Source organism: Dorea longicatena (assembly GCF_025150085.1).
GTDB lineage: Bacteria > Bacillota > Clostridia > Lachnospirales > Lachnospiraceae > Dorea_A > Dorea_A longicatena.
Genome location: NZ_CP102280.1, coordinates 817,068 through 841,808, shown reverse-complemented (window position 1 = coordinate 841,808; position 24,741 = coordinate 817,068). Strand labels below are relative to the sequence as shown.

General features: G+C 43.5%; 22 protein-coding genes and 1 riboswitch. Of the genes, 3 read left to right on the top strand and 19 right to left on the bottom strand.

What is annotated here, in order from left to right; all coding sequences use genetic code 11:
• Nucleotides 1-13: 13 nt before the first annotated feature.
• Nucleotides 14-1,369 carry a Trk system potassium transporter TrkA gene (gene trkA / locus NQ508_RS04040; protein ID WP_006426260.1) on the bottom strand — a complete coding sequence of 452 codons (1,356 nt, stop codon included), beginning with the start codon at nucleotides 1,367-1,369 and terminating at the stop codon, nucleotides 14-16.
• A 142-nt stretch (nucleotides 1,370-1,511) separates the two neighbouring features.
• Complete coding sequence (locus tag NQ508_RS04035; RefSeq protein ID WP_006426261.1) at nucleotides 1,512-3,587, bottom strand: elongation factor G; 2,076 nt, start codon at nucleotides 3,585-3,587, stop codon at nucleotides 1,512-1,514.
• A 293-nt stretch (nucleotides 3,588-3,880) separates the two neighbouring features.
• Here NQ508_RS04035 and NQ508_RS04030 point away from each other — a divergent pair, with 293 nt between their 5' ends.
• On the top strand, nucleotides 3,881-4,975 hold the full coding sequence (locus NQ508_RS04030; protein WP_006426262.1) for a prephenate dehydrogenase: 1,095 nt from the start codon (nucleotides 3,881-3,883) through the stop codon (nucleotides 4,973-4,975).
• Complete coding sequence (gene aroA, locus NQ508_RS04025; RefSeq protein WP_022415579.1) at nucleotides 4,965-6,266, top strand: 3-phosphoshikimate 1-carboxyvinyltransferase; 1,302 nt, start codon at nucleotides 4,965-4,967, stop codon at nucleotides 6,264-6,266. Before NQ508_RS04030 ends, aroA begins: the two co-directional genes overlap by 11 nt.
• A 260-nt stretch (nucleotides 6,267-6,526) precedes the next feature.
• Here aroA and NQ508_RS04020 read toward each other — a convergent pair whose 3' ends face one another.
• The 5 genes from NQ508_RS04020 to NQ508_RS04000 all read right to left on the bottom strand — a co-directional run bounded on the left by NQ508_RS04020 (nucleotide 6,527) and on the right by NQ508_RS04000 (nucleotide 13,418).
• The gene (locus NQ508_RS04020) at nucleotides 6,527-7,627 is read right to left on the bottom strand and encodes an ABC transporter ATP-binding protein (protein ID WP_006426265.1); all 1,101 of its coding nucleotides are present in this window, start codon (nucleotides 7,625-7,627) and stop codon (nucleotides 6,527-6,529) included.
• A gap of 3 nt (nucleotides 7,628-7,630) precedes the next feature.
• Nucleotides 7,631-8,644, bottom strand: coding sequence for a FecCD family ABC transporter permease (locus NQ508_RS04015; protein ID WP_237998410.1), 1,014 nt, complete (start codon nucleotides 8,642-8,644; stop codon nucleotides 7,631-7,633).
• Nucleotides 8,645-8,781: 137 nt separating this feature from the next.
• Complete coding sequence (locus NQ508_RS04010) at nucleotides 8,782-9,987, bottom strand: ABC transporter substrate-binding protein (protein ID WP_044919472.1); 1,206 nt, start codon at nucleotides 9,985-9,987, stop codon at nucleotides 8,782-8,784.
• A gap of 91 nt (nucleotides 9,988-10,078) precedes the next feature.
• Nucleotides 10,079-12,766 carry an Ig-like domain-containing protein gene (locus NQ508_RS04005; protein ID WP_044919391.1) on the bottom strand — a complete coding sequence of 896 codons (2,688 nt, stop codon included), beginning with the start codon at nucleotides 12,764-12,766 and terminating at the stop codon, nucleotides 10,079-10,081.
• A 142-nt stretch (nucleotides 12,767-12,908) separates the two neighbouring features.
• A riboswitch (cobalamin riboswitch) is annotated at nucleotides 12,909-13,107 on the bottom strand.
• Between the two features lie 47 nt (nucleotides 13,108-13,154).
• On the bottom strand, nucleotides 13,155-13,418 hold the full coding sequence (locus NQ508_RS04000) for an HPr family phosphocarrier protein (protein WP_022416241.1): 264 nt from the start codon (nucleotides 13,416-13,418) through the stop codon (nucleotides 13,155-13,157).
• Between the two features lie 227 nt (nucleotides 13,419-13,645).
• Here NQ508_RS04000 and NQ508_RS03995 point away from each other — a divergent pair, with 227 nt between their 5' ends.
• Nucleotides 13,646-14,530, top strand: a complete 885-nt coding sequence (locus NQ508_RS03995; RefSeq protein ID WP_006426270.1) for a LysR family transcriptional regulator — start codon at nucleotides 13,646-13,648, stop codon at nucleotides 14,528-14,530.
• A gap of 32 nt (nucleotides 14,531-14,562) precedes the next feature.
• Here NQ508_RS03995 and NQ508_RS03990 read toward each other — a convergent pair whose 3' ends face one another.
• From NQ508_RS03990 to cobT, 12 genes are all read right to left on the bottom strand, one after another.
• Nucleotides 14,563-15,258, bottom strand: coding sequence for a YoaK family protein (locus NQ508_RS03990; protein WP_006426271.1), 696 nt, complete (start codon nucleotides 15,256-15,258; stop codon nucleotides 14,563-14,565).
• A 240-nt stretch (nucleotides 15,259-15,498) separates the two neighbouring features.
• The gene (locus tag NQ508_RS03985) at nucleotides 15,499-16,404 is read right to left on the bottom strand and encodes a LysR family transcriptional regulator (RefSeq protein ID WP_006426272.1); all 906 of its coding nucleotides are present in this window, start codon (nucleotides 16,402-16,404) and stop codon (nucleotides 15,499-15,501) included.
• 13 nt (nucleotides 16,405-16,417) lie between these two features.
• The gene (locus NQ508_RS03980) at nucleotides 16,418-17,086 is read right to left on the bottom strand and encodes a precorrin-8X methylmutase (protein ID WP_192925213.1); all 669 of its coding nucleotides are present in this window, start codon (nucleotides 17,084-17,086) and stop codon (nucleotides 16,418-16,420) included.
• 136 nt (nucleotides 17,087-17,222) lie between these two features.
• Nucleotides 17,223-18,791: a cobyric acid synthase gene (locus NQ508_RS03975; RefSeq protein WP_006426275.1), complete on the bottom strand. Its 1,569-nt coding sequence runs from the start codon at nucleotides 18,789-18,791 to the stop codon at nucleotides 17,223-17,225.
• A complete protein-coding gene (locus tag NQ508_RS03970; protein WP_044919394.1) occupies nucleotides 18,773-19,819 on the bottom strand; it encodes a pyridoxal phosphate-dependent aminotransferase in 1,047 nt (348 codons plus the stop codon). The genes NQ508_RS03975 and NQ508_RS03970 overlap by 19 nt, the downstream gene beginning before the upstream one ends.
• Nucleotides 19,820-19,908: 89 nt before the next feature.
• Nucleotides 19,909-20,121 carry a ferrous iron transport protein A gene (locus tag NQ508_RS03965; protein ID WP_006426277.1) on the bottom strand — a complete coding sequence of 71 codons (213 nt, stop codon included), beginning with the start codon at nucleotides 20,119-20,121 and terminating at the stop codon, nucleotides 19,909-19,911.
• Nucleotides 20,122-20,267: 146 nt separating this feature from the next.
• Nucleotides 20,268-21,179: an adenosylcobinamide-phosphate synthase CbiB gene (gene cbiB / locus NQ508_RS03960; protein WP_259829098.1), complete on the bottom strand. Its 912-nt coding sequence runs from the start codon at nucleotides 21,177-21,179 to the stop codon at nucleotides 20,268-20,270.
• Nucleotides 21,079-21,798, bottom strand: a complete 720-nt coding sequence (locus tag NQ508_RS03955) for a histidine phosphatase family protein (protein WP_006426279.1) — start codon at nucleotides 21,796-21,798, stop codon at nucleotides 21,079-21,081. The genes cbiB and NQ508_RS03955 overlap by 101 nt, the downstream gene beginning before the upstream one ends.
• The gene (locus tag NQ508_RS03950; protein ID WP_006426280.1) at nucleotides 21,795-22,175 is read right to left on the bottom strand and encodes a bifunctional adenosylcobinamide kinase/adenosylcobinamide-phosphate guanylyltransferase; all 381 of its coding nucleotides are present in this window, start codon (nucleotides 22,173-22,175) and stop codon (nucleotides 21,795-21,797) included. The genes NQ508_RS03955 and NQ508_RS03950 overlap by 4 nt, the downstream gene beginning before the upstream one ends.
• A gap of 123 nt (nucleotides 22,176-22,298) precedes the next feature.
• Complete coding sequence (locus tag NQ508_RS03945) at nucleotides 22,299-23,105, bottom strand: adenosylcobinamide-GDP ribazoletransferase (RefSeq protein WP_006426281.1); 807 nt, start codon at nucleotides 23,103-23,105, stop codon at nucleotides 22,299-22,301.
• A complete protein-coding gene (locus NQ508_RS03940) occupies nucleotides 23,077-23,646 on the bottom strand; it encodes a bifunctional adenosylcobinamide kinase/adenosylcobinamide-phosphate guanylyltransferase (protein WP_006426282.1) in 570 nt (189 codons plus the stop codon). Before NQ508_RS03940 ends, NQ508_RS03945 begins: the two co-directional genes overlap by 29 nt.
• Nucleotides 23,643-24,731 (bottom strand): nicotinate-nucleotide--dimethylbenzimidazole phosphoribosyltransferase, encoded by a 1,089-nt coding sequence (gene cobT, locus NQ508_RS03935; RefSeq protein ID WP_006426283.1) that lies wholly within the window; start codon nucleotides 24,729-24,731, stop codon nucleotides 23,643-23,645. Before cobT ends, NQ508_RS03940 begins: the two co-directional genes overlap by 4 nt.
• Nucleotides 24,732-24,741: the final 10 nt, after the last annotated feature.

Here is a 24,741-nt window from a genome sequence, read left to right as displayed (position 1 = left end):
TTTGTCTATCTCCTTATTCCAGTATGTCGCTGAATTTATCAATATGATCCATTGTTACGACCACTACACTGTCACCGACTTCCAGATGATCCTCACCATTTGGAATAATAATACGCCTTTTTCTTCCTATGCAGGCGATCAGATTATTCTTCTTTGTCCGCAGTTCACGAAGCGGTACATTCGTGAAACTGCATTCGCATTTGATAATGAATTCCAATGCTTCCACTTTTCCACCCAGGAGCTGATACAGAGATTCTACGTTCACATTGCTCGCAGATTCATTTCTCGCTCTGACATAACTCATAATTGCATCTGCCGTTGCACTTTTTGCCGACACGATCGAATCAATTCCAAGCCCTTCTACCATCTGCGCTCTGGAATCCTCATTGACCTTTGCGACAATCTTATTGACTCCCTGCAGTTTTGCAAAGAGTGCCATAATAATATTCTCTTCGTCCATACCGGTAAGTGCGATCAATGCGTCCGCTTCATGGATTCCTTCTTCCATAAGAAGATCATGATTGGCTGCATCTCCGTGAATAACCGTTGCCTTCGGCAAAAGTTCACATAATTCCTCGCATCTTTTCATATTCTGCTCAATGATCTTCACCTGCATGCCTACCTGCAAAAGCTGCATTGCAAGATAAAAACATACATGTCCTCCACCACAGATCAGTACCTTTTTCACTTTTGCATTTCTGTGTCCCAGTGCACGGAAAAATGACTTCAGATCCTGATGCGCTGCAACGATATGCATTTTATCGCCTTTTTCCAGAATAAACTCTCCATCCGGGATATAGATTTTCTGACCTCTTTTTACTGCACATACCAAAATTTTAATCTGGAATTTCCGATATACTTCTGCAAGAGAAAGTCCTGCAAGTGCACTGTCTTCTCTTACAATGAATTCTACCAGTTCCACACGTCCCTTCATGAACGTCTCTACTTTACTCGTCTCCGGGAAAAGCAATACCCTGGCAATCTCATTTGCCGCTGTTCTTTCCGGATTGACTGCCATACTCAGATGCAGATCTTCTTTCAACAGATCGATCTGTCGATAATAGATCGGATTTCGTACACGTGCAATCGTATGTCTGGCGCCTAATCTCTTGGCCAGCAGACAACTTAACATATTCAATTCATCTGTCGATGCACATGCGATCACCAGATCTGCATGCGGAACATCTGCCTGTCTCTGAACGTCTACATCTGCTCCATTTCCGGTAATGCAGAAAATATCAAGCTTATTCACGGCCTCCTTTAATTTTCCCTCATTTTGATCAATCAAAACCACATCATAATTTTCTTCGGACAGCTGGGTTGTCAATTTATGACCAACCTTTCCGTCCCCAATAATCACAATTTTCATTCCCTGACCTCACAATTATCCACTTTGTATCTTTATTATTATCCGGATACCTGTATTTTTAACACAAGAGATTATAGCATCTTTGTATTAAGAAAAAAAGCCCTTACGGGCTTTTCTTCTATTTATACATTTTCTTAGCAGTTTATTCTTCTTTTGCACGTTTACTGATCTCTGCTTCCTGCACATCTGACGGTGCCTGCTCGTAGCGGCTGAATTCGTAAGAATATACTCCTCTTCCACCTGTCATAGAGCGAAGCACTGTACAATAACCAAAGAGTCCCGTCATCGGAATATCTGCCACGATCTCCTGTTTTCCACCAGAAACAGGATTCATTCCAAGTACACGTCCTCTGCGTTTGTTCAGATCTCCCATAACATCACCTGTGTAATCATCCGGAACTGTTACTGTAAGAGATGCGATTGGTTCCAGAAGTACCGGGGAAGCTTCCATGAATCCTTTCTTGAATGCCTGGATCGTAGCCGTCTTGAATGCCATTTCGGAAGAATCTACCGGATGATAAGATCCATCATATAATACAGCTTTTACTCCAACTACCGGATATCCTGCAAGAGGTCCTTTTACAACTGCTTCCTGCAGACCTTTTTCTACTGCCGGGAAGTAATTCTTCGGAACTGCTCCACCTACCACTTCTTCTTCAAATACATAAGGTGTCTCAAGATCACCAGATGCTTCAAATCTCATCTTTACATGTCCGTACTGTCCATGTCCTCCTGATTGTTTCTTGTATTTGGAATCGACATCGGATTTCTTCTTGATCGTCTCACGGAAAGCCACCTTTGGTGTCTCCAGTTTGATCTCACATTTATAACGTGTTGCAAGTTTACTTGCTGTAATCTCCAGATGTTGGTCTCCCATACCATAAAGCAGTGTCTGACGGTTCTCACTGTCATTGACTGTTTTCAATGTCACATCTTCTGCCATCATCTTCTGCAGTGCCTGAGATACTTTATCCTCATCACCTTTATTGTTGCAGATATATTTCATATATGTATATGGTTTGGAATATTCTGTCTTTCCATACATAACAGGCGTATTCTTCGTAGACAGTGTATCACCGGTCTTTGTATTCGCAAGCTTGGCAATTGCTCCGATATCTCCTGCAAATAATTCGCTGACTTCCGTCGGCTTGTTACCTACCATTGTATATATCTTTCCAAGTTTTGCCTCTGCATCAGAATCTCCGTTATATAATGTATCATCCCCTTTTAATACACCGGAGCATACTTTGATAAATGAATACTTTCCGATAAATGGGTCTACCATCGTCTTAAATACATATGCTGATTTCGCTTTTGCGAAATCATAATTACCTTCAAAAATCTCATTGGTCTTGCGGTTGATTCCTGCACAGCTTCTATTATCAGGACTTGGGAAAAATCTTACGATATCGGAAAGTAAGTTTGCAACTCCCTGTGCCTGAATATTAGATCCCATAGCAACCGGTACGATATCTCCGTCCATAACTTCGGTACGCATTGCAGAACGAATCTCTTCTACTGAGAACTCATCTCCATCAAAGTATCTTTCCATAAATGCTTCACTTGTCTCTGCAACTGCTTCCAGTAACTTATCACGATAAATCTCCAGATTTGGTTTACAATATTCCGGAATCTCACATTCTTCTCTCTGTCCGACACCTGTGTAACGTCTTGCCGCATTCTTGATAACGTTCACATATCCTACCAGTTTCTCATTCTCACGAATCGGCTGGAAATGAGGTGCGATCACCTTTCCATAACGATCTGTAAGGTCCTGTACCACCTGACGGAAACTTGCGTCGTCTACATCCATCTCTGTTACATATATCATTCTTGGAAGTTTGTACTTGTCACAAAGTTCCCATGCTTTCTCTGTACCGACTTCAACTCCTGCTTTACCGGATACAACAATAACAGCTGCATCAGCGGCACTTACAGCTTCTTCGACTTCTCCGACAAAGTCGAAATATCCCGGTGTATCCAGAATATTGATCTTGGCTTTCTCCCATTCAATCGGGATTAAGCTTGTACTGATTGAAAATTCACGTTTCTGCTCTTCTTTATCAAAATCACTGATCGTGTTACCATCCGTAATCTTTCCCATACGGTTTGTCGCTCCTGACACATATGCCATGGCCTCTGCAAGACTGGTCTTTCCGCTTCCACCGTGTCCTAAGAGAACCACGTTCCTGATTTCGTCCGTTCTGTAAACTTTCATATAGCTGCCTCCTTATTTTGGTAAAATCTCATGTAGATATTGTACTAAACTTTCTGTTTTTTTACAACACTTTTATACACTTTAACCATATTATTTTTGTATTTATTTTCAAATAAATGTGAATTTTCACTTATTTCAGAATTTTCTTTGCAATTTTATACTGCAGATTGTCTATTTTCTCGTTTTACCTCATTCACTTTTTCACTTTAAAGTATTATAGTATTGACAAATCCTCTTACAACACGTTACAATATGAACTGAGTTTCTAGATCAAAGCACAAGGAGGAAACATCATGAAACACAAAATTGGTTTTATCGGGCTCGGACTGATCGGTGGTTCTATTGCAAAGGCCATCCGCCAGTATTATCCCGATTATGAGATTGTGGCTTTCGACAAAAACAAAGAATCCCTTGCACTTGCAACCCAGGAATCTATGATCGATGTTGCCGCAACTACCATTGACAATAATTTTCAAAATTGTAACTATATATTCTTATGCGCACCGGTCGCATATAATACCGCCTATCTGAAACAGCTGACGGAATATCTGAATGATGACTGCATCCTCACAGATGTCGGAAGTGTAAAGACGAACATCCACGAAGAAGTGCAGAATCTCGGTATTGGGAAGTATTTCATCGGGGGACATCCGATGGCCGGATCCGAGAAAAGCGGTTACAGTAATTCCAAAGCTATGCTGATTGAAAATGCATACTATATTCTTACTCCGACTCCTCAGGTAGCTGAAGAAAAAGTACAAACTTATGAAAAATTCGTGGAAAGCCTGAAGGCCCTTCCGGTTATTCTGGACTACCAGCTTCATGACCAGATTACAGGAACCATCAGCCATCTCCCACATATCATTGCTTCTTCACTCGTTAATTTTGTCAAAACACACGATACACATGATGAGATGATGAAAAATCTTGCTGCTGGAGGATTTAAAGATATCACACGTATTGCCTCTTCTTCTCCTATCATGTGGCAGAATATCTGCCTGAAGAACAAGGACAATATTGTAGATATATTAGATCAGTATATAGACTCTCTGGAAGATTTCAAAGAAGCTATCGAACGTGAAGATGATCTGGATCTTTATAACCGGTTTGAATCCTCCAGAAATTATCGTAATTCCATGCCATCTTCTTCGGCCGGACCGATCAAGAAAGCATTTGCCGTATACTGTGACATCATTGATGAAGCCGGTGGGATTGCTGCTATCGCAACCATTCTTGCTTCCAATAATATCAGTATCAAAAACATTGGAATCGTACACAACAGAGAATTTGAAGAAGGGGTTCTGCGTATTGAATTCTACGACGAAGATTCCAGCAAACGCGCCGTAGGATTACTGCAGAAATTCAGGTATATCGTTTATGAGCGTTAGAACAATTGCACCCACAAGGGGATTAAAAGGAGAAGTAACCATACCGGGAGACAAATCCATCTCACATCGTTCCATTATGTTAGGTTCCATTGCGCTTGGAACCACAGAGATCACTCATTTTCTGGAAGGAGCCGACTGTCTTTCCACGATTGACTGTTTCCGTAAAATGGGTGTTGAGATTGAAAGAAAACCATCCAGTATCCTGGTACACGGGAAAGGTCTGCGCGGCCTGACCGCCCCGGCTTCTACTTTAAATGTAGGAAACAGCGGAACTACAACCCGCCTGATCTCCGGAATTTTGTCCGGGCAAAATTTTGCGACTACATTATCCGGCGATGATTCTTTGAACTCCAGACCAATGAAGCGCATTATGACACCACTTAACACCATGGGAGCACATATCAGAAGTCTCAACGACAACGGATGCGCCCCGCTTCACATAAGACCTGGTGCTCTGCATGGTATTCATTACCAGTCACCGGTTGCCTCTGCCCAGGTAAAATCGGCAGTTCTGTTAGCCGGACTTTATGCAGACAGTCCTACTTCTGTTACAGAACCTGCTCTTTCCCGTAATCATACGGAACTTATGCTTCAGGGATTCGGCGCATACGTTGCCACAGATCTTCATACAGACGGAACTGCCACTGCACATGTAGAACCATGCAAAGAACTTTACGGACAACAGATCTGTGTTCCTGGCGATATCTCTTCTGCTGCTTACTTTATTGCGGCCGCACTGTTAGTTCCTGGTTCCGAGCTTCTTGTTAAAAATGTAGGAACCAACTTCACACGTGCCGGTTTCTTAAAAGTCTGCAAAGCCATGGGAGCCGATATCGAAACCGTCAGCCAGACAATCGAGGGCGGCGAAAGCCGTGCTGATCTTCTTGTCCGCTACAGCCACTTAAAAGGAACTGTAATCGAGGGTGATATCATCCCGACTCTGATCGACGAGATTCCGATGATCGCAATTATGGCAGCCTTTGCAGATGGTCAGACAGTCATCAGAGATGCAGCTGAGTTAAAGGTAAAAGAAACGAACCGAATCGATACTGTCACTGCAGGATTAAAAGCGATGGGAGCTGTTATTACACCAACCGATGACGGCATGATCATTGAAGGTACCGGACATTTAAATGGTGCTTCTATTCAAAGCTACCTTGATCACCGGATCGCAATGGCATTCTCGGTTGCGGGACTTGCATCTGACGGTGAAACGCAGATAGTGGATAGTCAGTGCGTGGATGTGTCTTATCCGGAGTTTTATGCGACGTTGAATTCGGTTTCTATTTAATTATTATGGCATGCGAAAACGTGACTGAATAAAAGTATGGGAGTGATTTCTGTGCATATGAGGTCATGGTTAGTAACTCTTGAGTAATAAAATTGACCGTTAGCCTTGGAAAAATCATTGTCTGAGACGAATGTCGAGCTTTGATTTTTTCAAGGCTGCTTTTAGGACAATTTTGTTGCTCTAGAGTTACTCCATGATCGAATCAGCACAGAAATCACTCCCATACTTTTATTCAGGACCGGGGGAAGCCGCCATGATGATTAAATAGAAACCAACATCCTTCTCTCCTCCGCAATCCGAAGCAGTTCCCCCATCTTTTGGTTCATACTTCCAACTTTCACTCCCGCATTGATCACTTTTCCGCATCTTTCCATAACTTCTAATGTCCTCTGGTAAGTCTCATCGGATATCGGTTCATATGGCTCTTCGCTGATGATCCCGGATGCCAGCAGCCGTGCCAGCTGATAGTCGCTCTCGCCCGGATAGAGGATTCCGGCGGCAAATGGAATCCCGGCTTTCTGAAGTTTTCTGTAGACCGGGATTCCTGTTTTACCGGAAGATAATACCAGAACTTCCGGTTCTCCTTCCGGCTTTGGAAGTTCCACACTTCCGAATATCGGATCGTAATAACCATTGTCGATTTCATAAAGATCACGAATTGTTGCTTCCGTGAATATTTCTTCCGGATCACCAAATTCGGCAATCCGGTCGCCTTTGACACAGATAACCTGATCCGATATTTTTTGCGCCAGATCAATCTCATGCAGAGACATAATTACAGTAATTCCGTTCTCTTTTGCCATCTTTCTTAAGATTGCCAGCAGTTCCAGTTTATGACGGATATCCAGATAAGAGGTCGGCTCATCCAGGATCATCACTTCCGGTTCCTGACAGATAGCCCGGGCAAGCAGCACCCGCTGCCTCTGTCCGTCACTGATTTCCTGAAAATTACGGATTCCAAGTTCCTGTGCATGTACCGCCTCTAATGCCTCATCCACCTTTCTCTCATCTTCCCTTGACAAGATTCCAAGTCTTCCGGTATAAGGATAACGCCCGGTCGCTACAATATCATGACAGGTCATCAATTCTGGTTTCATCCTCTCGGTCAGCATCACGGCCGCCTTAACTGCCATCTCTTTATAAGAAAGTTTACGGATTTCCTCGCTATCTATGTATACTTCCCCGCCAATCAGCTTTAACTGTCTGGTGATGCTTTTTAATATTGTAGATTTTCCCGCTCCATTGGGACCGATCAGTGTCACGATCTCGCCTTTTTTTATTTTCAGATTAATATCGCTTATCAGCGCATTCCCCTGATATCCCACTGCGAGATCTTTCATTTTTATATAATACTCTGTCATCTTCTACCTGCCTTTCTGCCCACGCACCATCATGAAGATTACAACAGGCGCTCCGAATATCGAAGTCACCGTACTGATATTCAATTCCATTGGTGCAAATGCCATTCTCGCGATCAGATCACAGATCATACAGAATACCGCTCCACCAACAAATGTTCCTGGTATCACTACCAAAGGTTTCGATGTACGAAGTGCATGTTTTACCAGATATGGAACCGCTATTCCGACAAATGAGATCGGACCTGCAAATGCAGTTACGCTTGCCGAAAGAATACTGGACAAGAGAATCAGTGCCACCCTGAAAAAGCGGATATTCACTCCCATGCTCTGCGCATAAGCTTCTCCCAGCTGATAAGCACCGATTGGCTTAGACAGGAAAAATGTAAGTACAGTCGTCACACCGATCACGATCACCGCTACCTGTACATTACTCCAGTTCATTCCGGAAAAGCTCCCCTGTGACCATCCATGAAGATTGACAATATCAGAATCCTCTGCAAATGTAACGACAAAATCTGTGATTGCCGAACAAATGTAGCCAATCATGATTCCACCTACCAGAAGTGTGGCCATATGCTTCATTTTCCTGGATAGCAGTAAAATAAAACCGGTGGAGATCAATGCTCCGATAAATGCCGCAACAATCAGTGTATAAGAAGACACAAATGCATAGCGTTCCAAAAAGAATATCATTGCCAGTGCCACCATCATCTTCGCTCCGGACGAAATTCCAAGGACAAACGGTCCCGCGATCGGATTGGAAAAGAAAGTCTGAAGTAAGAATCCAGATAATGACAACGCTCCCCCAAGGATTGCTGCCATCAGAACCCGTGGCAGACGTATCTTCCATATAATATTTGCTTCCGTTCCGCCCTCTCCCCGTCTTGCCAGTATTTTCAGGATCTCTGGCAAGGAGATATGTACATTTCCTGTATTGATATTCAAAACCGTAACAATCAAAAATGCTGCCGTCAATACAGAAAATACCAGAATATATCTGGAACGCCGTTTAAAAATTTCCTTTTGATAAACAGATCCGGCCGTATCCTGCCGATCCGTTTTCTGATTATAAGTGTCTGCCACGTTATATTTCTCCTTTGATGAAAAATCAGGTGAACATTTCCTTTTGCCCACCTGATTCTTATTATACTGTATTATTTTACCCTGTACAAGAATGTCATATCCTTCTCATCTCCATTTGTCAGCATCAGATGAATATCCGTGATCAGATTACCGACTATATCCGTTGCCTGATACAGTGATTTGCCGGTGCACCATACATTACCGTTCTTCACAGCTTTAAAATCCTTAAACAGTTCATTCTTTGCCGTCAGCTCTGCAATACTGTTTATCGGACTGTCAATTGTTGCATTGTAGATCAGATAGTCTGCTTCTTCCGCCTTTGAATAGAATTCTTCCATTGATAATTCTACCGAAGCACTCTTGCTTTCTGTATTCTTAAGATCTGAAAAAATGTATTTTCCTCCGGCAATATCAATCATCTTCGGAATATAATCTTTACTGCTTCTTACGACCACTGTTCCATCTGCATTAACAAAGAAATAAGCAACCGTCTTTCCCGTATTCTTAAAATCTTTCAGGTTTTCGATCACCTTCGTCTGTTTCTCGAAAAATGTATCTGCCACATCCTCTTTATTCAACATTGCCGCATAAGCCTTAATCCATTCTGTTCTGCCAAGCGGATGACTTTCATAGCTGGACCGGTCGATAAATACCGGAATATCCAGATCTTCGATCATTTCCTGTACTTTTGGCGTATGCAGGATCATCGTTGATTCAATTGCAAGATCACAATCCTCATCTACCAGCATCTCATAATCCGGCTCACTGTATTTTCCGGCGAACAATATCCGGCCTTCCTCCATAGCTTTTTTCGCATTATCAATATACCAGTCTGAAGCCTGTGCGCCTGACATCCGGATACTGTCCAGGCCATCCATCGAATCGAACAGTGCCATTGCCGATGTTGCCGCAAGATAAATGTGATCCAGCGGCTGTTTTAATACCACAATATCTTTATCCAGATCTGCCGGTTTCTTCTTTCCTTCCGGAACGATCAGATACTGTCTGTCATCATGCACATCCAGTAATTTATATCCACCTTTATAATAGTAAACATCAAAACCTGTGGCATATTTTAACTGCATCGTCTTCTGATACTTCAGTCCGTCTATCTTCGGAGCTTTCTTTTCTTCTGCCCCGTTTTCTTCTGTCTGCTGTGTTCCGTCTCCTTTAGACACACCCGATTTTCCTGAACTACTGCATCCAGTCAGTGCTCCTGTTACCAGAAGCACTGTACTTGCAAGTATACACAACAAGCGATATGTTCTCTTTTTCATTCTTTTCTCCACTTTTTTTCTGATTACATGATATTTTGTCTGCATTCCGATCATTTTATGCGATCCGCATTCTGGTCATCTTATATAACCCTTATTCTGCACTCTGATCTTCACATCCGAGGATTACCTGATAGACTTTTTCCCATTCTTTCTTTGCATCTTTTCCCTTTTCATCTTTTGAACGGTCAACGATCACAGGCATCTCAAGAAGCGTCATCTTCTCGGTCATCTTCTGATAAGCTTTCATTTTCTTTCTGGCAGCTTTCTTACTACTTCCTTTTTTCGGCAGGATACCGGAAGAAAGGAGTGCCAGATCACATTTATTTTTTACCAGTTTCTTATAATTTAATTTGCCGGATTTACCTGTGTAAATGATTTCTTTCTTTTCCATCTTTTCTTTGATAGTCTCATTCTTACACTTCTTTTTCTTTACACCAACTGCCGTCACTTTATCAGTCTGTCCCAGTTTGGCTATCTTGGAAATGATCTTATTGGTTCCTGCATAGATATGATCTGCCGGCTGTCTCACCACGATAACTTCCTTATCAAGTCCTGCAGGAATCTCTGCATTTTCCGGAACGATCAGATATTTTACAACTTTGTTCAGATACAGTGCTGCCTGCTCCTGCTCTGCAGGATTCAGTCCGCTTGTATCCGAAGACTGTTTCCATTTCTTACCGGCTGCTTTTCTTCCCGTCTTTTTGCTCATATCAATTTCCAGAAGTGTGATCCCCTGATCATAATGATAGATTTTGAAATATTTCGCATGCTCGGCTTTTGTCTCTGACTGATATTCCAGGCCGATGATCTCAGGTGCTACTTCATCCAGTTTCTTACTTGCAGCTGCCGTCTTACTGCTGTCACTGCCATTTACACCAATCACGGTAATTTCTTTTCCATTAGCTCTTGTTGATGCATTTGCTTTTGCTGCTTCCGCAATGTATACAAAAATCGTATACTTAATCTCATGTGCTGCAGACATGGCTGTTGTCATACCTACAATCGTATTATTCTTATTCAGTTCCACCGGAATTACAAAGGAAGTAGAGCTTCCTGTTTTGGAACTTGGATAATATACATTTCCATTGGCTTTCACGTACTGGTAATGCGTACTGCTGAATGTGATCGTTGCATATGCCTGGCCACCGGTAACTGTTACCTTACTACAGCTGATTCTTACCTTTCCGGTTCCACCTGACCATGAGAAGCTGTCCGGTGTGTATACACCATCTTTTAAGCCTGTGGCACTGTTAACTCTGGCTGTTGATTTGTTCAGATCTGATTCGTATTTTGATTCTTTGTCCGGTTTTCCATTGTTTGTTGTATTATTTCCTGTATTTCCGTTATTGCTTCCTGTACTTCCTGAGTTATTTCCATTGGAAGTATTTCCCGGGTTGTTATTATTTCCGCCCGGTGTCAGCGATCCATTGCTTCCGTTATTGCCATTCGAAGCATTTCCATGATTGCTGTCCGCAATCTTAGTCATGCCTTCTGAATGGAATGTCAGTGTTCTGGTATCCCATTTATTACTCTTCGTTGTATGAACGGCAATCGTCATTACCTCATCCAGTTTCTCTACCGGAATCTGGAATGTATACTGCTCTGCAAGAAGCGAATCTGGAAGTATCCAGTTACTTTCATCGTTCGGCGCGTCTTTTACATCTCCCAGATAGATTCTGTTATATCCCCGTCCGCTCAATGTTACTGCTGCCGTCATCTGTCCATTCTTTACCGTCATTACACAGTTTGTGACACGGATCATCTTTCCACCGGCTTCGGCATTCACCTGATAGTTTCCGTCTGTCAGGGTCTTATTTTCTGTTTCCTGTGCTGTTACCGTTACCTTACATGTGGCTTTAATCTCTGTACCTTCAGAGTTATTAAATGTTGCTGTTACCTCTGCAGTTCCTGCTTTCATTGCAGTCAGCTTAGCCTGTGATCCGGATTTTTCAACCGTTACAACCTCCGGATCAGAAGAAGTCCATGTCATATCCGGTGCTGTCTCTTCTGCTGATAATGCCGGTGTAAACTTAAGCGTCAGGTTCTTAACTTCTCCCGTCTTCATACTGAGTTCCGTTCCTTCACTGAAGCTTACACCTGTGATAACCGTCTGTTCCGGAGCTTCCGGTGTTGTCGGCTCTGTATCTTTGGAAATGTTGATGTTTAGCTTATATTCTGTATAGGATCCCATCTTTTCCACATATCCGATCACATTCATCTCTTTATTAATATCAGCCGGAATATCAAATGCGCTGGTTCCTGCTGCACTGTCTGTTCTTTTTTCATATTCTTTTACAGTGCCATTTACATTTACCCACAGTTTTGGATATCCGGCACTTGAAAATACGATTCTGGCAGTCGCTTTTCCATCCTTTACTTCCACTTTTTCACAGGTGATACTTGTTCTGGATGATCCGCCTACTTTTGCCTCTACTTTATATGTTCCGTCTTTCAGTTCACCGGTTGTTCCACTGACCACTGACAGCTTTGCAAGAGCCGCATTCTTCTTCGCGTCTTCGTCCTCCGCAGTATCTGTTCCTTTACCGGCTGTTTCCGCTTTATTTTCTTCCTGACTTCCAACCGCCGTCACACTGCTTTCTGCCTGTCCGGCATTCGAAGCAGTCTCATTCTGCTCCGCTTCACTGCCCTCCTGTACATTCGCATTCACAGCATTTTCTACAGCTGCATTCTGATCTTCCGCATACACTCCCGATACCGGTGCAACTGCCATAGACACAGCCATAAATAAGGCCAAAAATTGCTTGGAATTGTGTTTCATCTTTTACTCTCTCCCTACTACTTTTCTGTCACCAAAAATACCCTTCCACGAAATCATCCGTAAAAGGGTATAAAATGGCCTTGTGAATTTATTATAATTTTCCTCCATTTTTGTACAACCAATTACTCGTGGTCCGGATTTACTTCCATGTACGCTACAGGCAGGTCTCCTGACTCACAGATCCATACATCAGAAGCTTGTCTTCCCGTTATCCAGTGACTTTTTTCTTTTCTGATATTCCCTGCTCACAGTGACGAGTTCGTACAGGACTTGCACCTGTTTCCCTTTTCACCGGCTCTGATCAATCTTATCCAACCGGCACCTGCAGTTTTCATTCTATTCTTTTCACCTTGACTACGATACCACAAGTATCTGTAAAATGCAATTATTAACCCAGATTCTGCTTCTGTACCATATCTTCCGTACGATATTTTTCAAATGTAGAAAGTACCTCTTTCTCATCAGAACCATCTACTACAAAGATCAGCCTCTGATTCAATGTAACTGTCATCATTCCCATAACTGATTTTCCATCAATGATAAGTTTATGTACAGTATCTTCAATCAGAGTATCAGCCTCTACTTTCTGACACATTCTTGAAAATTCTACAAGCTGTTCCGGTGTTTCAAATTTTACATTCATTTTTACCATAATTAAGTCTCTCCTCTCAGGTGTATCCATTATTTTCGTTACAAACACATCTGTTCATAAAAAAATATAAATCAGTATACTACGTTTTTTTCTACAATGTAATATATTTTTTATTTCTTAACATTGTCTTTTCACATGGGATATATTATACTTATCTGGCATCATCTGGATAAAAGATAGCAAATTATTTTTATATATCAATTTTATATATTATTTTGGAGGATATTATGAGTACATACGATTATTACCGCATTTTCTACCATGTCGCACAACAGCACAGTTTTACAAAAGCGGCAGAGGTATTACACAATAACCAGCCGAATATTACCCGGTGTATGAATAATCTTGAGACAGAACTTGGCTGCCATCTTTTCGTCCGTTCGAACCGTGGGGTCTCACTGACTCCGGAAGGACAGAAGCTTTTTAACCACGTTGCAATTGCCTTTGAACAACTGGAGCTCGGAGAAACCGAGTTGAAGCGTGACCAGAGCCTTACCAGCGGACTCATCTCCATCGGAGTCAGCGAAAATGCACTACGTATTATGCTGCTGCCAAAATTAGAAGCATTTCACAATCATTATCCACATGTAAGGCTTAAGATTTCCAACCATTCCACTCCGCAGGCAATCGCTTCCCTGGAAAGCGGGCTGGTGGATTTCGCAGTTGTAACAACACCTCTTTCGGTCCAGAAGCAGTTCCAGAAGATTTCCCTTGGTTCTTTCCGGGAAATTCTGATCGCCGGTCCGAAATACAAAGAACTGGCTTCTCACATCTGCTCGCTGGAAGAACTTGCGGAATATCCTTTTGTCTCGCTGGAGAATAATACCAGCACCAGAGATCTTCATATTCAGTACTTTTCTTCCCACGGCTTTCCGTTCCGTCCGGATCTGGAAGTTACATCTACCGATCAGTGTCTGGCCCTGATCCAGCACAATCTCGGTATCGGCTTCTATCCGGAGAAACTTGCAGAAGAACCGCTGAAGCGCGGGGAAATTCTTCAGATTCATCTGAAAGAATCTCTTCCTGCAAGACACATCTGTCTTGTACAGAATGCTTCCAAGCCACAAAGTATTGCAGCACAGAAACTAATCGAGACATTGATCCGCATCTGACAGCGGATCAATGTCTCTTATTTTTTCTTCTATTATGCTCTGCTTCTCCGTGCTTCTATATCCAGGAACATCAGCAGGAAGCTGACAATCAAAAGTCCGCACGATACCCATATCATATGGATTCCGTAATTGGCAGAAAGATTGCCGCCGATTCCGGCTCCTATCGCAAACAGAACTATGATTCCCAAATAATACATTGCCTGGCGCAGCTGCTCTGGTCTTCTTTCTCTCAGATAAAAAGACAGTGCTGCCGTTCCGCTTCTCAAATTACCGATACACATCGTACTCGCATATGAGAATCCATTCACCTTCCGGAAACTCTGCACCTGCATCGCACAGGCAAAGGATACCAGAACAGTCGCGATCATATTTCCGCGTTGTGGAATAAATCCTACAATGAACAGGATTATAATCTCTGCTCCCAGAATTCCCTGTCTCCAGTGCAGATGTTTTGCATATTTATACTTATGCTGGATCTGTTCTGCGATCAGAACACCCAAAGCAAATGCAAAAAGCGGAAATAAATACTTCAGTCCCGCCTCCCATTTTCCCGTCATGAAATTCTGGCTCATCAGCACCACGTTACCTGTCTGTGCATTCGAGAATACTTCATTACGCGTATTATAGGTATATGCATCCTGAAATCCTCCCGATAAAGCCAGAAATGCACTACAGATGAATGCCTCCGACATCTGTTTCCCGGAAAATAAACTTTTCATTACTCCCATGTTTTCATCTCCTTAGAAAAAACGGGGAATTGCTTTCACACGTTTTTACGTTTTCAAACCAATCCCCCTCAGCAAACTATTATACGAGAGAATATCAAAAATGTGAAACGTATATTTGATATATCTTTCATATCTTTTTTATATATTCAATTTGATATTAAGCCTCCCAGACTTCTTCTGCAACTTCTTTTACAAACGAAACCTTTTCCCACTGCTTTTCATTATTATTCTGAATTATTCTTACATCCCGCCTGTGTATTTTTTCAACGCTTCCATATACACCTTTCCATACCGGCTCAGTGCCACATCTTTCCGCACGATCGTTCCGATCCGCATATATTCATCCACCAGAAGCGGCTTCCCGATGATATTCTCACCGTTCAGTTCTTTACTGATCACGCCGGAGCTTACCGTATACCCGTCCAGGCCGACCGCCAGATTGAAAAGCGTTGCCCGGTCTCTGACTTTGATGTTCTTATTCCGGTCCAGTGTGCTTAATATCTCTTCGGAAAAATAAAAGGAATTATAATCCCCCTGCTCAAATGACAAATACGGATACTCCTCCAGATCTTCCAGTGTCAGTGCTTCCTTATCTGCCAACGGATGCTTTGAACTGATAAATACATGTGGCTTTGCTACGAATAACTCTTCGAATTTCAGATCATTCTGACGGATCAGTTTCATGATGATCGTCTCATTCTGTGAAGAAGTATACAGAATACCTATCTCACTTTTCAGCTTCGCCACATCTTCGATGATCTCATAAGTCTGTGTCTCCCGCAGTGTGAAATCATATTTTCTCGCATCAAATTTACGGATCACATCTACAAATGCATTGACCGCAAAAGAATAATGCTGGCAGGATACGGAAAATCTCGGGTTCCGTTCATTTACATTCAGATACCTCTCCTGCATGAGGCCGACCTGATCCAGTATCTGTCTTGCATAGGCGAGAAATTCATCTCCCTCTGCGGTGATCGTCACCCCTTTATTCGTCCGGTGAAAAATCGTCACCTGCATCTCCTGCTCCAGTTCCCGGATCGCATTGGTAAGACTCGGCTGGGAAATGAACAGCTCTTTTGCCGCCTCACTTATCGTCCCCTTCTCCGCAACCATGGTAATATACCTTAACTGCTGTAATGTCATAAATTCTTCCTCCCTACAGCATATAGATCAGTGCGTTACAGATACATGCCGCAATATTACTTCCGCCTTTTCTCCCCCTCGCTACAATATACGGGGTATCTTCCAGAGTCAGGATCAGCTCTTTGGACTGTACCACATTTACAAAACCAACCGGCACACCGATTACAAGCTCCGGACGGATTCTTCCGTCTTTGATCAGTTCATACAGATGGATCAGTGCTGTCGGAGCATTCCCAATGGCAAAGATTAGCTTTTCATTCCGTTCACACGCTTTTTCCATACTGGCAACGGCTCTTGTTGTTCCATTCTTCTTCGCCGCCTGCGCCACATCTTCATCCGACATAAAGCAGTATACCTGACCGCCATACTGTTCCAGTCTCTTTTTGTTAATTCCGGAACGTCCCATCTGTGTATCGGTTACAATGGAAGCACCGCCTCTGATCGCTTCAAGTGCTTTCTCCACCGCATGCTCGGAATACACCAAATTCTTCGCATAATCAAAATCCGCACTGGTATGTATGCAGCGCTTTGTAATTGGTGCCTGAATCTCAGGAAGCACGATGCCTTCCTGCTCCAGTTCTTCCGTAATGATCTCAAAGCTGCGCTTTTCGATCTCTGTCGGAAGAACATTTTCTATCTCTATTTTAGTATGTGCTGCGTGATTATTTTTCTGTATATTCAACGTTTTCTTCCTTTCTCTTCATAGTCCGTCATAGCCCACATCTCATCTTTTCTAACTACAAAACTTGCCATCGGCAACTTCTCTTGCATACTTTGGTATCTACAGCTCCTTACGAATACATAGTAATCCCGAAAAATTATTTCTGCATTCCCATGATCTGATAGATTGCCTTCATGTCCAGATGTTTTCTGAGTGTATCTGCAAGAAGATCATACTGGCTTTCTTTGAATGCTTTCAGGTCCACACCTTCCACTTCTTCCATTGAAAGTCCTTTCTTTTCTGCCAGGGATTTTACGATCTCCGATACAATTTTCTCCTTATCAAAAATGCCGTGGATGTATGTTCCGTATACATTTCCATGCGAGATTCCGTCTGTACTGTTCTCTATTCTGTTTTCCGGCTCCATATCCGGAATCTGTCTGTCCTTTTTCTTCACCGTATCGTGAATCTGATTCATCGGACATCCTTCCAGAAGTTCGGTCTTTCCCATATGGATCTCGTATCCTTCAAACTTCAGATTCTCAAGTGCTTTCAGATTCCCCTCCACATGAAGGAGTGTTCCATTCACCCTTGTTCTGGTCTTTTCTGTGGTAAATGTAGTCGTTACCGGCAAAAGGCCGAGTCCTTTCATACTGCCGCCATCTTCCACGCCTTCCGGATCACTGAGCGACTGCCCCAGCATCTGATAGCCGCCGCAGATTCCCCAGACCACACAGCCGCCGGCATGCGCCTTTAGAATCTTCGCTTCCATTCCGCTCTGTCTTAACCATTTCAGATCTCCCATCGTATTTTTTGTTCCCGGAAGGATGATCATATCAGGATTTTCCAGTTCTCTTGGATTCTTTACATAACGCAGATTCACTCCCGGAGCATTTTCCAACAGCATGAAATCCGTAAAGTTCGAAATTCTCGGTGTCCGGATGACTGCGATATCCACCAGACCGATTCTTTCTTCTGCACCTTTTCCACCCTTTGTCATGTTAAAACGCTCTGTCAGACTGTCTTCATCTTCAATCTCGACCTGCATATACGGTGTAACTCCGACTACCGGAATGCCGCCTCTTTCTTCCAGCATGACAATACCGGGATCCAGGATTGTCTTATCCCCGCGGAATTTGTTGATGACCAGTCCCTTTACACGTTCTTTCTCATCATCTTCCAGGAGCATAAGCGTCCCCAGAAGCTGGGCAAATACTCCTCCGCGGTCAATATCTCCGACCAGAAGCACCGGCGCATCTACCATCTTCGCCAGCCCCATATTTACAATATCATCTTTCTTCAGGTTGATCTCTGCCGGACTTCCCGCTCCTTCGATCACAATGATATCATTCTCTTCTTCTAATTTGTGAAATGCTTTCATAATGTCCGGTATGAGCTGCTTTTTATAAGCAAAATATTCTCTTGCACTCATATTCTTCAGGACTTCACCATTTACGATCACCTGTGATCCTACATCGTTGGTCGGCTTTAACAGGATCGGATTCATCTCTACCTGCGGCGCCACGCCTGCTGCCTCTGCCTGCACAACCTGTGCACGTCCCATCTCCAGTCCATCCTCTGTAATAAAGGAATTCAGTGCCATATTCTGGGATTTGAACGGAGCCACCCGGTATCCGTCCTGTTTGAATATTCTGCAAAGTCCCGCACACAGAAGACTCTTTCCTGCGTTGGACATTGTTCCCTGTATCATAATTTTTCCAGCCATGTTATCAACCTTTCATTCTCTTCTTCAGATCTTATTGCAATCCGGTAATGCCCTTCTGTCAGTCCTTCATAGTTACTGCAGTCCCGGATCAACAGTCCTCTTTTCAGTGCCTTCTCATACAGCCCTGCTTTTCCTTTAAAAAATATATAGTTTGCTTCCGATCCCCATACATTCAGACCAAGCTTTCTCATCCGCTCTGTCATCCAGAACTTTTCTTTTTTTATATATTCTCTCGTTCTCTTTAAATATGCTTCGCAATCAACAAGTGCTGCCACACCTGCTTCCTGTGCCGTTACCGACACATTCCACGGCTGGAGCATTGCCCTCATTCGTTTCCTAAGAGCTGCATTCTCACACAATGCATATCCAAGTCTTACACCCGGCATACAGAATATTTTCGTAAATGCTTTGATAATGACCACATTCGGATACTGTGTCAGATACCCCCGGCATTCATATCTTTCTGGTTCTTCCAGAAACTCTATAAAACACTCATCCAGGACCAGTATCGTACCGCATTTATTACACCCGTTCATCACACGGATCAGCAGTTCTTTTTCCGTTGTCTGTCCGGTCGGATTATTGGGATTGCACAGAAATATCATATCTGTATCTTCCGTAATCTGTTCCAGTATATCCTCCTGTATCCGGAAATCCTGTTCTTCTTTTAATCTGTAATATTGTACCTCTGCTCCAACTGTGCCAAGTGCTCGCTCATACTCGGAAAAAGCTGGTGCCGTCACCAGTGCTTTTTTCGGTCTCACTGCCATTACGACAGCAAAAAAAAGCTCTGCAGCACCATTGCCGCAGAGTATCTTTTCTTTTTCTATTCTCTCAAAATCACTGATCGACTCCCGAAGTCTGTCGCATCTGACATCCGGATAATACATGATCCTGTCTGCACTTTCCTGTACGCTCTTTCGTACCGCTTCGGGAACTCCCAGCGGGTTACTGTTTACAGAATAATCTGTAACAGATGGATTCCGGTAAATGTCTCCACCGTGAACTGTCTCTTTTGGTTCTGCCAACGTTCCTTCACCTGTGCGGATAAACCGCTCTCTCTGCTATTTTGCTACAACCATCTTACTCACTTTGCAGAAAATAGTCAACCGGAATCTTATACCTGAATTCTTGTTGCCGCATCGCTGCTCATTGCGATCCGCTTCTCACCACTTCTGATGATCAGGTCTCTTCCGGAATTCTGAATGACTGTGATCTCACTGCCTTCATCAATCTTGCATTTTCGGATCTTATCCAGAACTTCCGGGATGCCGAACATCCACTTGATGGTGTAGCTTTTTCCAGCCGCCGCCTTTGACAATGCCTGCATAACTAACACCTTCTTTACCTCTTTTTTATATTGTAAGTTGCACTGACTATGTTAGTCAACAGGAACATTGTTTGCACAATTCTAACTTTTTATTCATAATTTGCAGATAATATTATTTGTTTTTTGATTTTTATTATCAATATCATCTACAGAACCAGAATCCGGAGGATGATTCCAAGTATCAGACCAAGCATTGCCGTCCCATATAACAGCTTATGCGATCTCCGGATATCCAATAGTTCCATCTCCCGGACCGGATCTCCGATCGTCGGCTTCTTATGCAGCTTTCCAAAATACCATGCATCTCCTGCAAGCTGCACATCCAGCGCCCCCGCCATGACTGCTTCTGTCTGTGCCGAGTTCGGACTTTTATGATTAAAGCGGTCTCTTCGGAAGATACGTGCTGCATTCTTTCCATCCATTCCGGTCAGATATGACGCCGCGATCATCAGTACTGCCGATACCCTCGCCGGAATAAAATTCACCACATCATCCAGCTTCGCGGCAGCCGTTCCAAACCATTGATACCGGTCGTTCTTATAACCGACCATCGAATCCATCGTATTAATTGCCTTATAAGCAAATCCCAGAACAGCTCCGCCGATCAGCATATAAAATAACGGTGCGATCACACCATCCGATGTATTCTCTGCCACCGTCTCTACGGCCGCCTTGGTCACACCTTCTTCCGTCAGATTCTGTGTATCTCTTCCGACGATCATGGACACGGCCTTTCTCCCGGCCTCCAGGCCCTTGTCTTTCAGTGCTATGTAGACCCTGTCACTTTCTACTTTCAGGGATTTCGTTGCAAGGATCTGATAACACCAGAAGCTTTCCAGTGCAAGTCCAAGCTGCCAGAAATACTTATATGCAACCGATAAGATCACCGCCGGAACTCCTGTACTGACCGTCACAACCACCAGCACCAGAATCCCTCCACCGATGCGTTCCCCTGTCTTATTCGCCGGCAGACAGTTTCTGATAATTCTTTCGGTTCCCGATATCAGATGCCCGATCAGCCTCACCGGATGATACAGCCATCTTGGATCCCCGAAGATCAGATCCAGAACAAAGCCCGCCACGATCGCGATCGTCATATATGTCATTCTCTGAAATTCTAAGTTCATATCCTTCTCCATTCTTTATCTGATAATCATAATAACTTCCTGCTGGCGTCCCGTCTTCCTTTACTGCATACCGTTCCATGATACTCATGATCGTTCCGCCATGTGCCACAACCGCAATCGTCTCCCGGTCATGTGCCTGCGCATCCCGTACGACTTCCCGGAACCCTTCCAGTGTCCGCCGGATGAACGCTTCCCTGCTTTCCCCTTCCGGAAATGGCAGCTTTCCACCACTGTCTATCCATGCCTGATACTCCGGGCTGCCGGAAAGTTCGATATAATTATGATTTTCAAACAGGCCAAAATCACACTCCCGTAACTTTTCATTACAGCTATATGCTCCTGCTTTCATCATCTCCGGATAAATGATCTCTGCCGTCTGCACGCACCGCTTCATCGGACTTACATAGACATATGTAACCTCAGGATACATTCCTTTTCTCTCTTCCAAAAGCTGTATTCCTTCCAGACATAAAGATTCATCCGTCGTTCCGATATAGCGTTTTTCTTTATTTCCTTTCGTCATCGAATGACGTATCAGATAAATCCTCATACTTCCTTTATCACCTGTCCGATTCCGCACATCACACGGTATACTTTCTCCGAATATGCCGCAAGGCGCGTGCACACTCTTCCGGTCTGCTCTCTGTATTCCCGTTCCATCCGGTCAACCGGCACGATTCCGTATCCGATCTCATCTGTGATCAGGATCAGTTCCGGATTCTTCCGAATCAGTTCTTCTGCAAGATCATCTATCGGTTCTCCTTCCTTTATCTTTCTTTCGATATACTGATGGAAATGATATATTCCTTCGCAGCTATATAGTTCTTCTTCCGTACATACCGCACCGTCTGCCCATGTGACATCTGGGTAGATTTTCTTTGCGAATGCAAGTTTTCCCTGATATGCGCCGCCTATTATCATGATCATGACTTCTTTTCCTTCCTCCAATCCTGTATTTTCATCTTTCTGTTATTTTCTACTATTTCTCTGCTGTTTTCTTTCTGCCACTTGTTTTCTTCATTCTTTCCACACTTTTATCCAGCCTGTTCATCATTTGATGATTCCGCTTTTTACTATGATATCCACTACTACCACGACAAGCGCCATCACAAGTTCACATACCTGCAGGAAATATCCACACAGATCCCCGGTCACACCGCCGAAATTCTTCATCGCCATCCGGTAATAATATCCAAATACCACGCCTGCCGAGATCACACATCCGATTCCGCAGATCCCTCCGGTCAGTGGAATCAGGAAACACAGTACAATCAGATAAATGCCCAATACCATTCTTGTAATTCTGGTCGATGCACTTTCCGAAAAATCTGCCACCATACCTTTCTTCCTTGCCTGTGGAAATGTAACTACAGACAGTCCACTCAATGTTCTTGATAGCATGAAGCTATATGCGATCACTTCCATACTCCGTACACTCAGACAAGAATACACGCCAATATACATCAGAAAATAGATGGTACATGAAATGATAGCAAATGCTCCTGCGTGGGAATCTTTCAGTATTTCCAGACGACGCTCTTTCGTCTGCCAGGAACTCAGCGCATCCTGTGTATCCAGAAATCCGTCCAGATGAATTCCTCCCGTAATAAATACCGGGATCAGGATCAGAAATATTACAAAAAATAAGGAATAATTTCCTCCTCCATTCCCATCAAACCATTTTGAAAACCGAAACACTCCATAAGACAAAAGTCCGATCACTGCACCGATCCATGGAAAAAAACACATTGCATACGATTTATTTTCATCTGTCCATTCGCTGCGCGGCATCGGAATCCTGCTGTACATAGAAAACGCAATTTTGAAACTATTCCATATTCTTTTTATACTCTTCATACTTCTTTTGCTCCTTACGAATGCATACCGGAATTCCATACACAACTTCCGTTACTATATCTGCAAGCTCTGCAAGACTTTGATTCACCATTCCGATGCATTCCCGATATTTTTCCGTCTCTTCGCTATAGCTGTTTATATCTGCGTTCACTTCATTTGTAACAATTACAAGACGTGTCGTAGAATTGCTCAGTCTGCGTACTCCTGCCAATACTTTTTCTTTTGTTTCTTTTAAATCATTCAATGTCCCATCTTCTCTGTAAAGCTCATTGGCCACCAGATTCGATATGCACTCCAGAAGGATTCCCTGATTCTTTGGTATCTCAAGTTCTGATAGATCTGTATATTTTTCCAATGTCCGGAATCCTTTTCCGGCTCTCAGCCTGTGATGTCTTTCAATCTTTTTCATCGTTTCTTCTGTGTATGGCTGCATGGTTGCAATATATATGTAAGTACCATCCTTCTTATTTCTGCCTGTCAGCCAGTTCTCCGCATACTCAGATTTACCGCTTCCGCTTCCGCCTGTCACCAGATGTATCATTCTTTCTCACCTAATTCTTTATAATCTTCGATGTCATTTTCTGAAAATGTACTCATCCGTCCATACACTTCTGCCGCAAGATCCAGCACCGGAAGATATGCCACAGCTCCGGTTCCCTCACCCAGGCACATATCTGCATGCAATGGTGCATCCATGTGTAACTCTTTCAGGATCTTTTGCATTCCAGGTTCTTTCGAGACATGTGACACAATCATCGCATCTTTGACCCACTCACAGATTCTGACGGCCGCAAGTGCCGCAACCGCTGAGATAAATCCATCAACTACAATCGGGATTCGATATACAGCACCTCCCAGATAGAGTCCGGTGATTCCCGCCAGATCGAATCCGCCTACTTTTGCCAGTACATCCACCGGATCATCCCATTTCGGACGATTGACCGCTATCGCCTTCTCGATCGCGTGTATTTTTCTTTCCAATCCTTCGTTCGTCAGTCCTGCTCCCCGTCCCGTTATCTCTGCCGGTTCGTCTCCCAGAAGTACGGAAGCCACAGCACTGCTGGTCGTCGTATTTCCGATTCCCATCTCTCCGGTAGCAATGATCTTATATCCGGCTTCCTTCTTTTCCTTCACCTGATGGATCCCGGTTAAGATTGCCTGTAACGCCTGCATTCTTGTCATAGCCGGACCTTTGGTCATATTTGCGGTTCCATTTGCCGTTTTATATCTTGGGACTTTTGTATCCGCTGCCATACCGATATCGATGGGAAAGATGTCTACACCGGCTTTTTTACACATGATCGCCGCACTGGTATTACATGTCAGAAAATTCTCTGCAACAATTGCAGTTACTTCCTGTCCTGTCTGCGTTACACCTTCTTCTACCACTCCGTTATCCGCACACATCACGATCAGCGCCTTCCGGTTCAGATTCACGTCTGTATCGCCGGTCAGTGCCGCAATCTGCATAATATGATCTTCTAGTTTTCCCAGACTGTGTAACGGTTTCGCAATGGAGTTCCACTTTTTCTGCGCATTTCCTTTCGTTACTACATCTGCCGGATGAATGCCCGATACGATCTGATGGAATTCCTGTTCCAGTTGTTCTAAACTTTGCTCTGCCATGCTTTTATCC

Excerpts from the sequence above, each read along its gene's own strand:
- trkA (WP_006426260.1), bottom strand. The coding sequence starts at position 1,369 with ATGAAAATTGTGATTATTGGGGACGGAAAGGTTGGTCATAAATTGACA.
- NQ508_RS04035 (WP_006426261.1), bottom strand. The coding sequence starts at position 3,587 with ATGAAAGTTTACAGAACGGACGAAATCAGGAACGTGGTTCTCTTAGGA.
- NQ508_RS04030 (WP_006426262.1), top strand. The coding sequence starts at position 3,881 with ATGAAACACAAAATTGGTTTTATCGGGCTCGGACTGATCGGTGGTTCT.
- aroA (WP_022415579.1), top strand. The coding sequence starts at position 4,965 with ATGAGCGTTAGAACAATTGCACCCACAAGGGGATTAAAAGGAGAAGTA.
- NQ508_RS04020 (WP_006426265.1), bottom strand. The coding sequence starts at position 7,627 with ATGACAGAGTATTATATAAAAATGAAAGATCTCGCAGTGGGATATCAG.
- NQ508_RS04010 (WP_044919472.1), bottom strand. The coding sequence starts at position 9,987 with ATGAAAAAGAGAACATATCGCTTGTTGTGTATACTTGCAAGTACAGTG.
- NQ508_RS04005 (WP_044919391.1), bottom strand. The coding sequence starts at position 12,766 with ATGAAACACAATTCCAAGCAATTTTTGGCCTTATTTATGGCTGTGTCT.
- NQ508_RS04000 (WP_022416241.1), bottom strand. The coding sequence starts at position 13,418 with ATGGTAAAAATGAATGTAAAATTTGAAACACCGGAACAGCTTGTAGAA.
- NQ508_RS03995 (WP_006426270.1), top strand. The coding sequence starts at position 13,646 with ATGAGTACATACGATTATTACCGCATTTTCTACCATGTCGCACAACAG.
- NQ508_RS03990 (WP_006426271.1), bottom strand. The coding sequence starts at position 15,258 with ATGGGAGTAATGAAAAGTTTATTTTCCGGGAAACAGATGTCGGAGGCA.
- NQ508_RS03985 (WP_006426272.1), bottom strand. The coding sequence starts at position 16,404 with ATGACATTACAGCAGTTAAGGTATATTACCATGGTTGCGGAGAAGGGG.
- NQ508_RS03975 (WP_006426275.1), bottom strand. The coding sequence starts at position 18,791 with ATGGCTGGAAAAATTATGATACAGGGAACAATGTCCAACGCAGGAAAG.
- NQ508_RS03965 (WP_006426277.1), bottom strand. The coding sequence starts at position 20,121 with ATGCAGGCATTGTCAAAGGCGGCGGCTGGAAAAAGCTACACCATCAAG.
- NQ508_RS03955 (WP_006426279.1), bottom strand. The coding sequence starts at position 21,798 with ATGAGGATTTATCTGATACGTCATTCGATGACGAAAGGAAATAAAGAA.
- NQ508_RS03950 (WP_006426280.1), bottom strand. The coding sequence starts at position 22,175 with ATGATCATGATAATAGGCGGCGCATATCAGGGAAAACTTGCATTCGCA.
- NQ508_RS03945 (WP_006426281.1), bottom strand. The coding sequence starts at position 23,105 with ATGAAGAGTATAAAAAGAATATGGAATAGTTTCAAAATTGCGTTTTCT.
- NQ508_RS03940 (WP_006426282.1), bottom strand. The coding sequence starts at position 23,646 with ATGATACATCTGGTGACAGGCGGAAGCGGAAGCGGTAAATCTGAGTAT.
- cobT (WP_006426283.1), bottom strand. The coding sequence starts at position 24,731 with ATGGCAGAGCAAAGTTTAGAACAACTGGAACAGGAATTCCATCAGATC.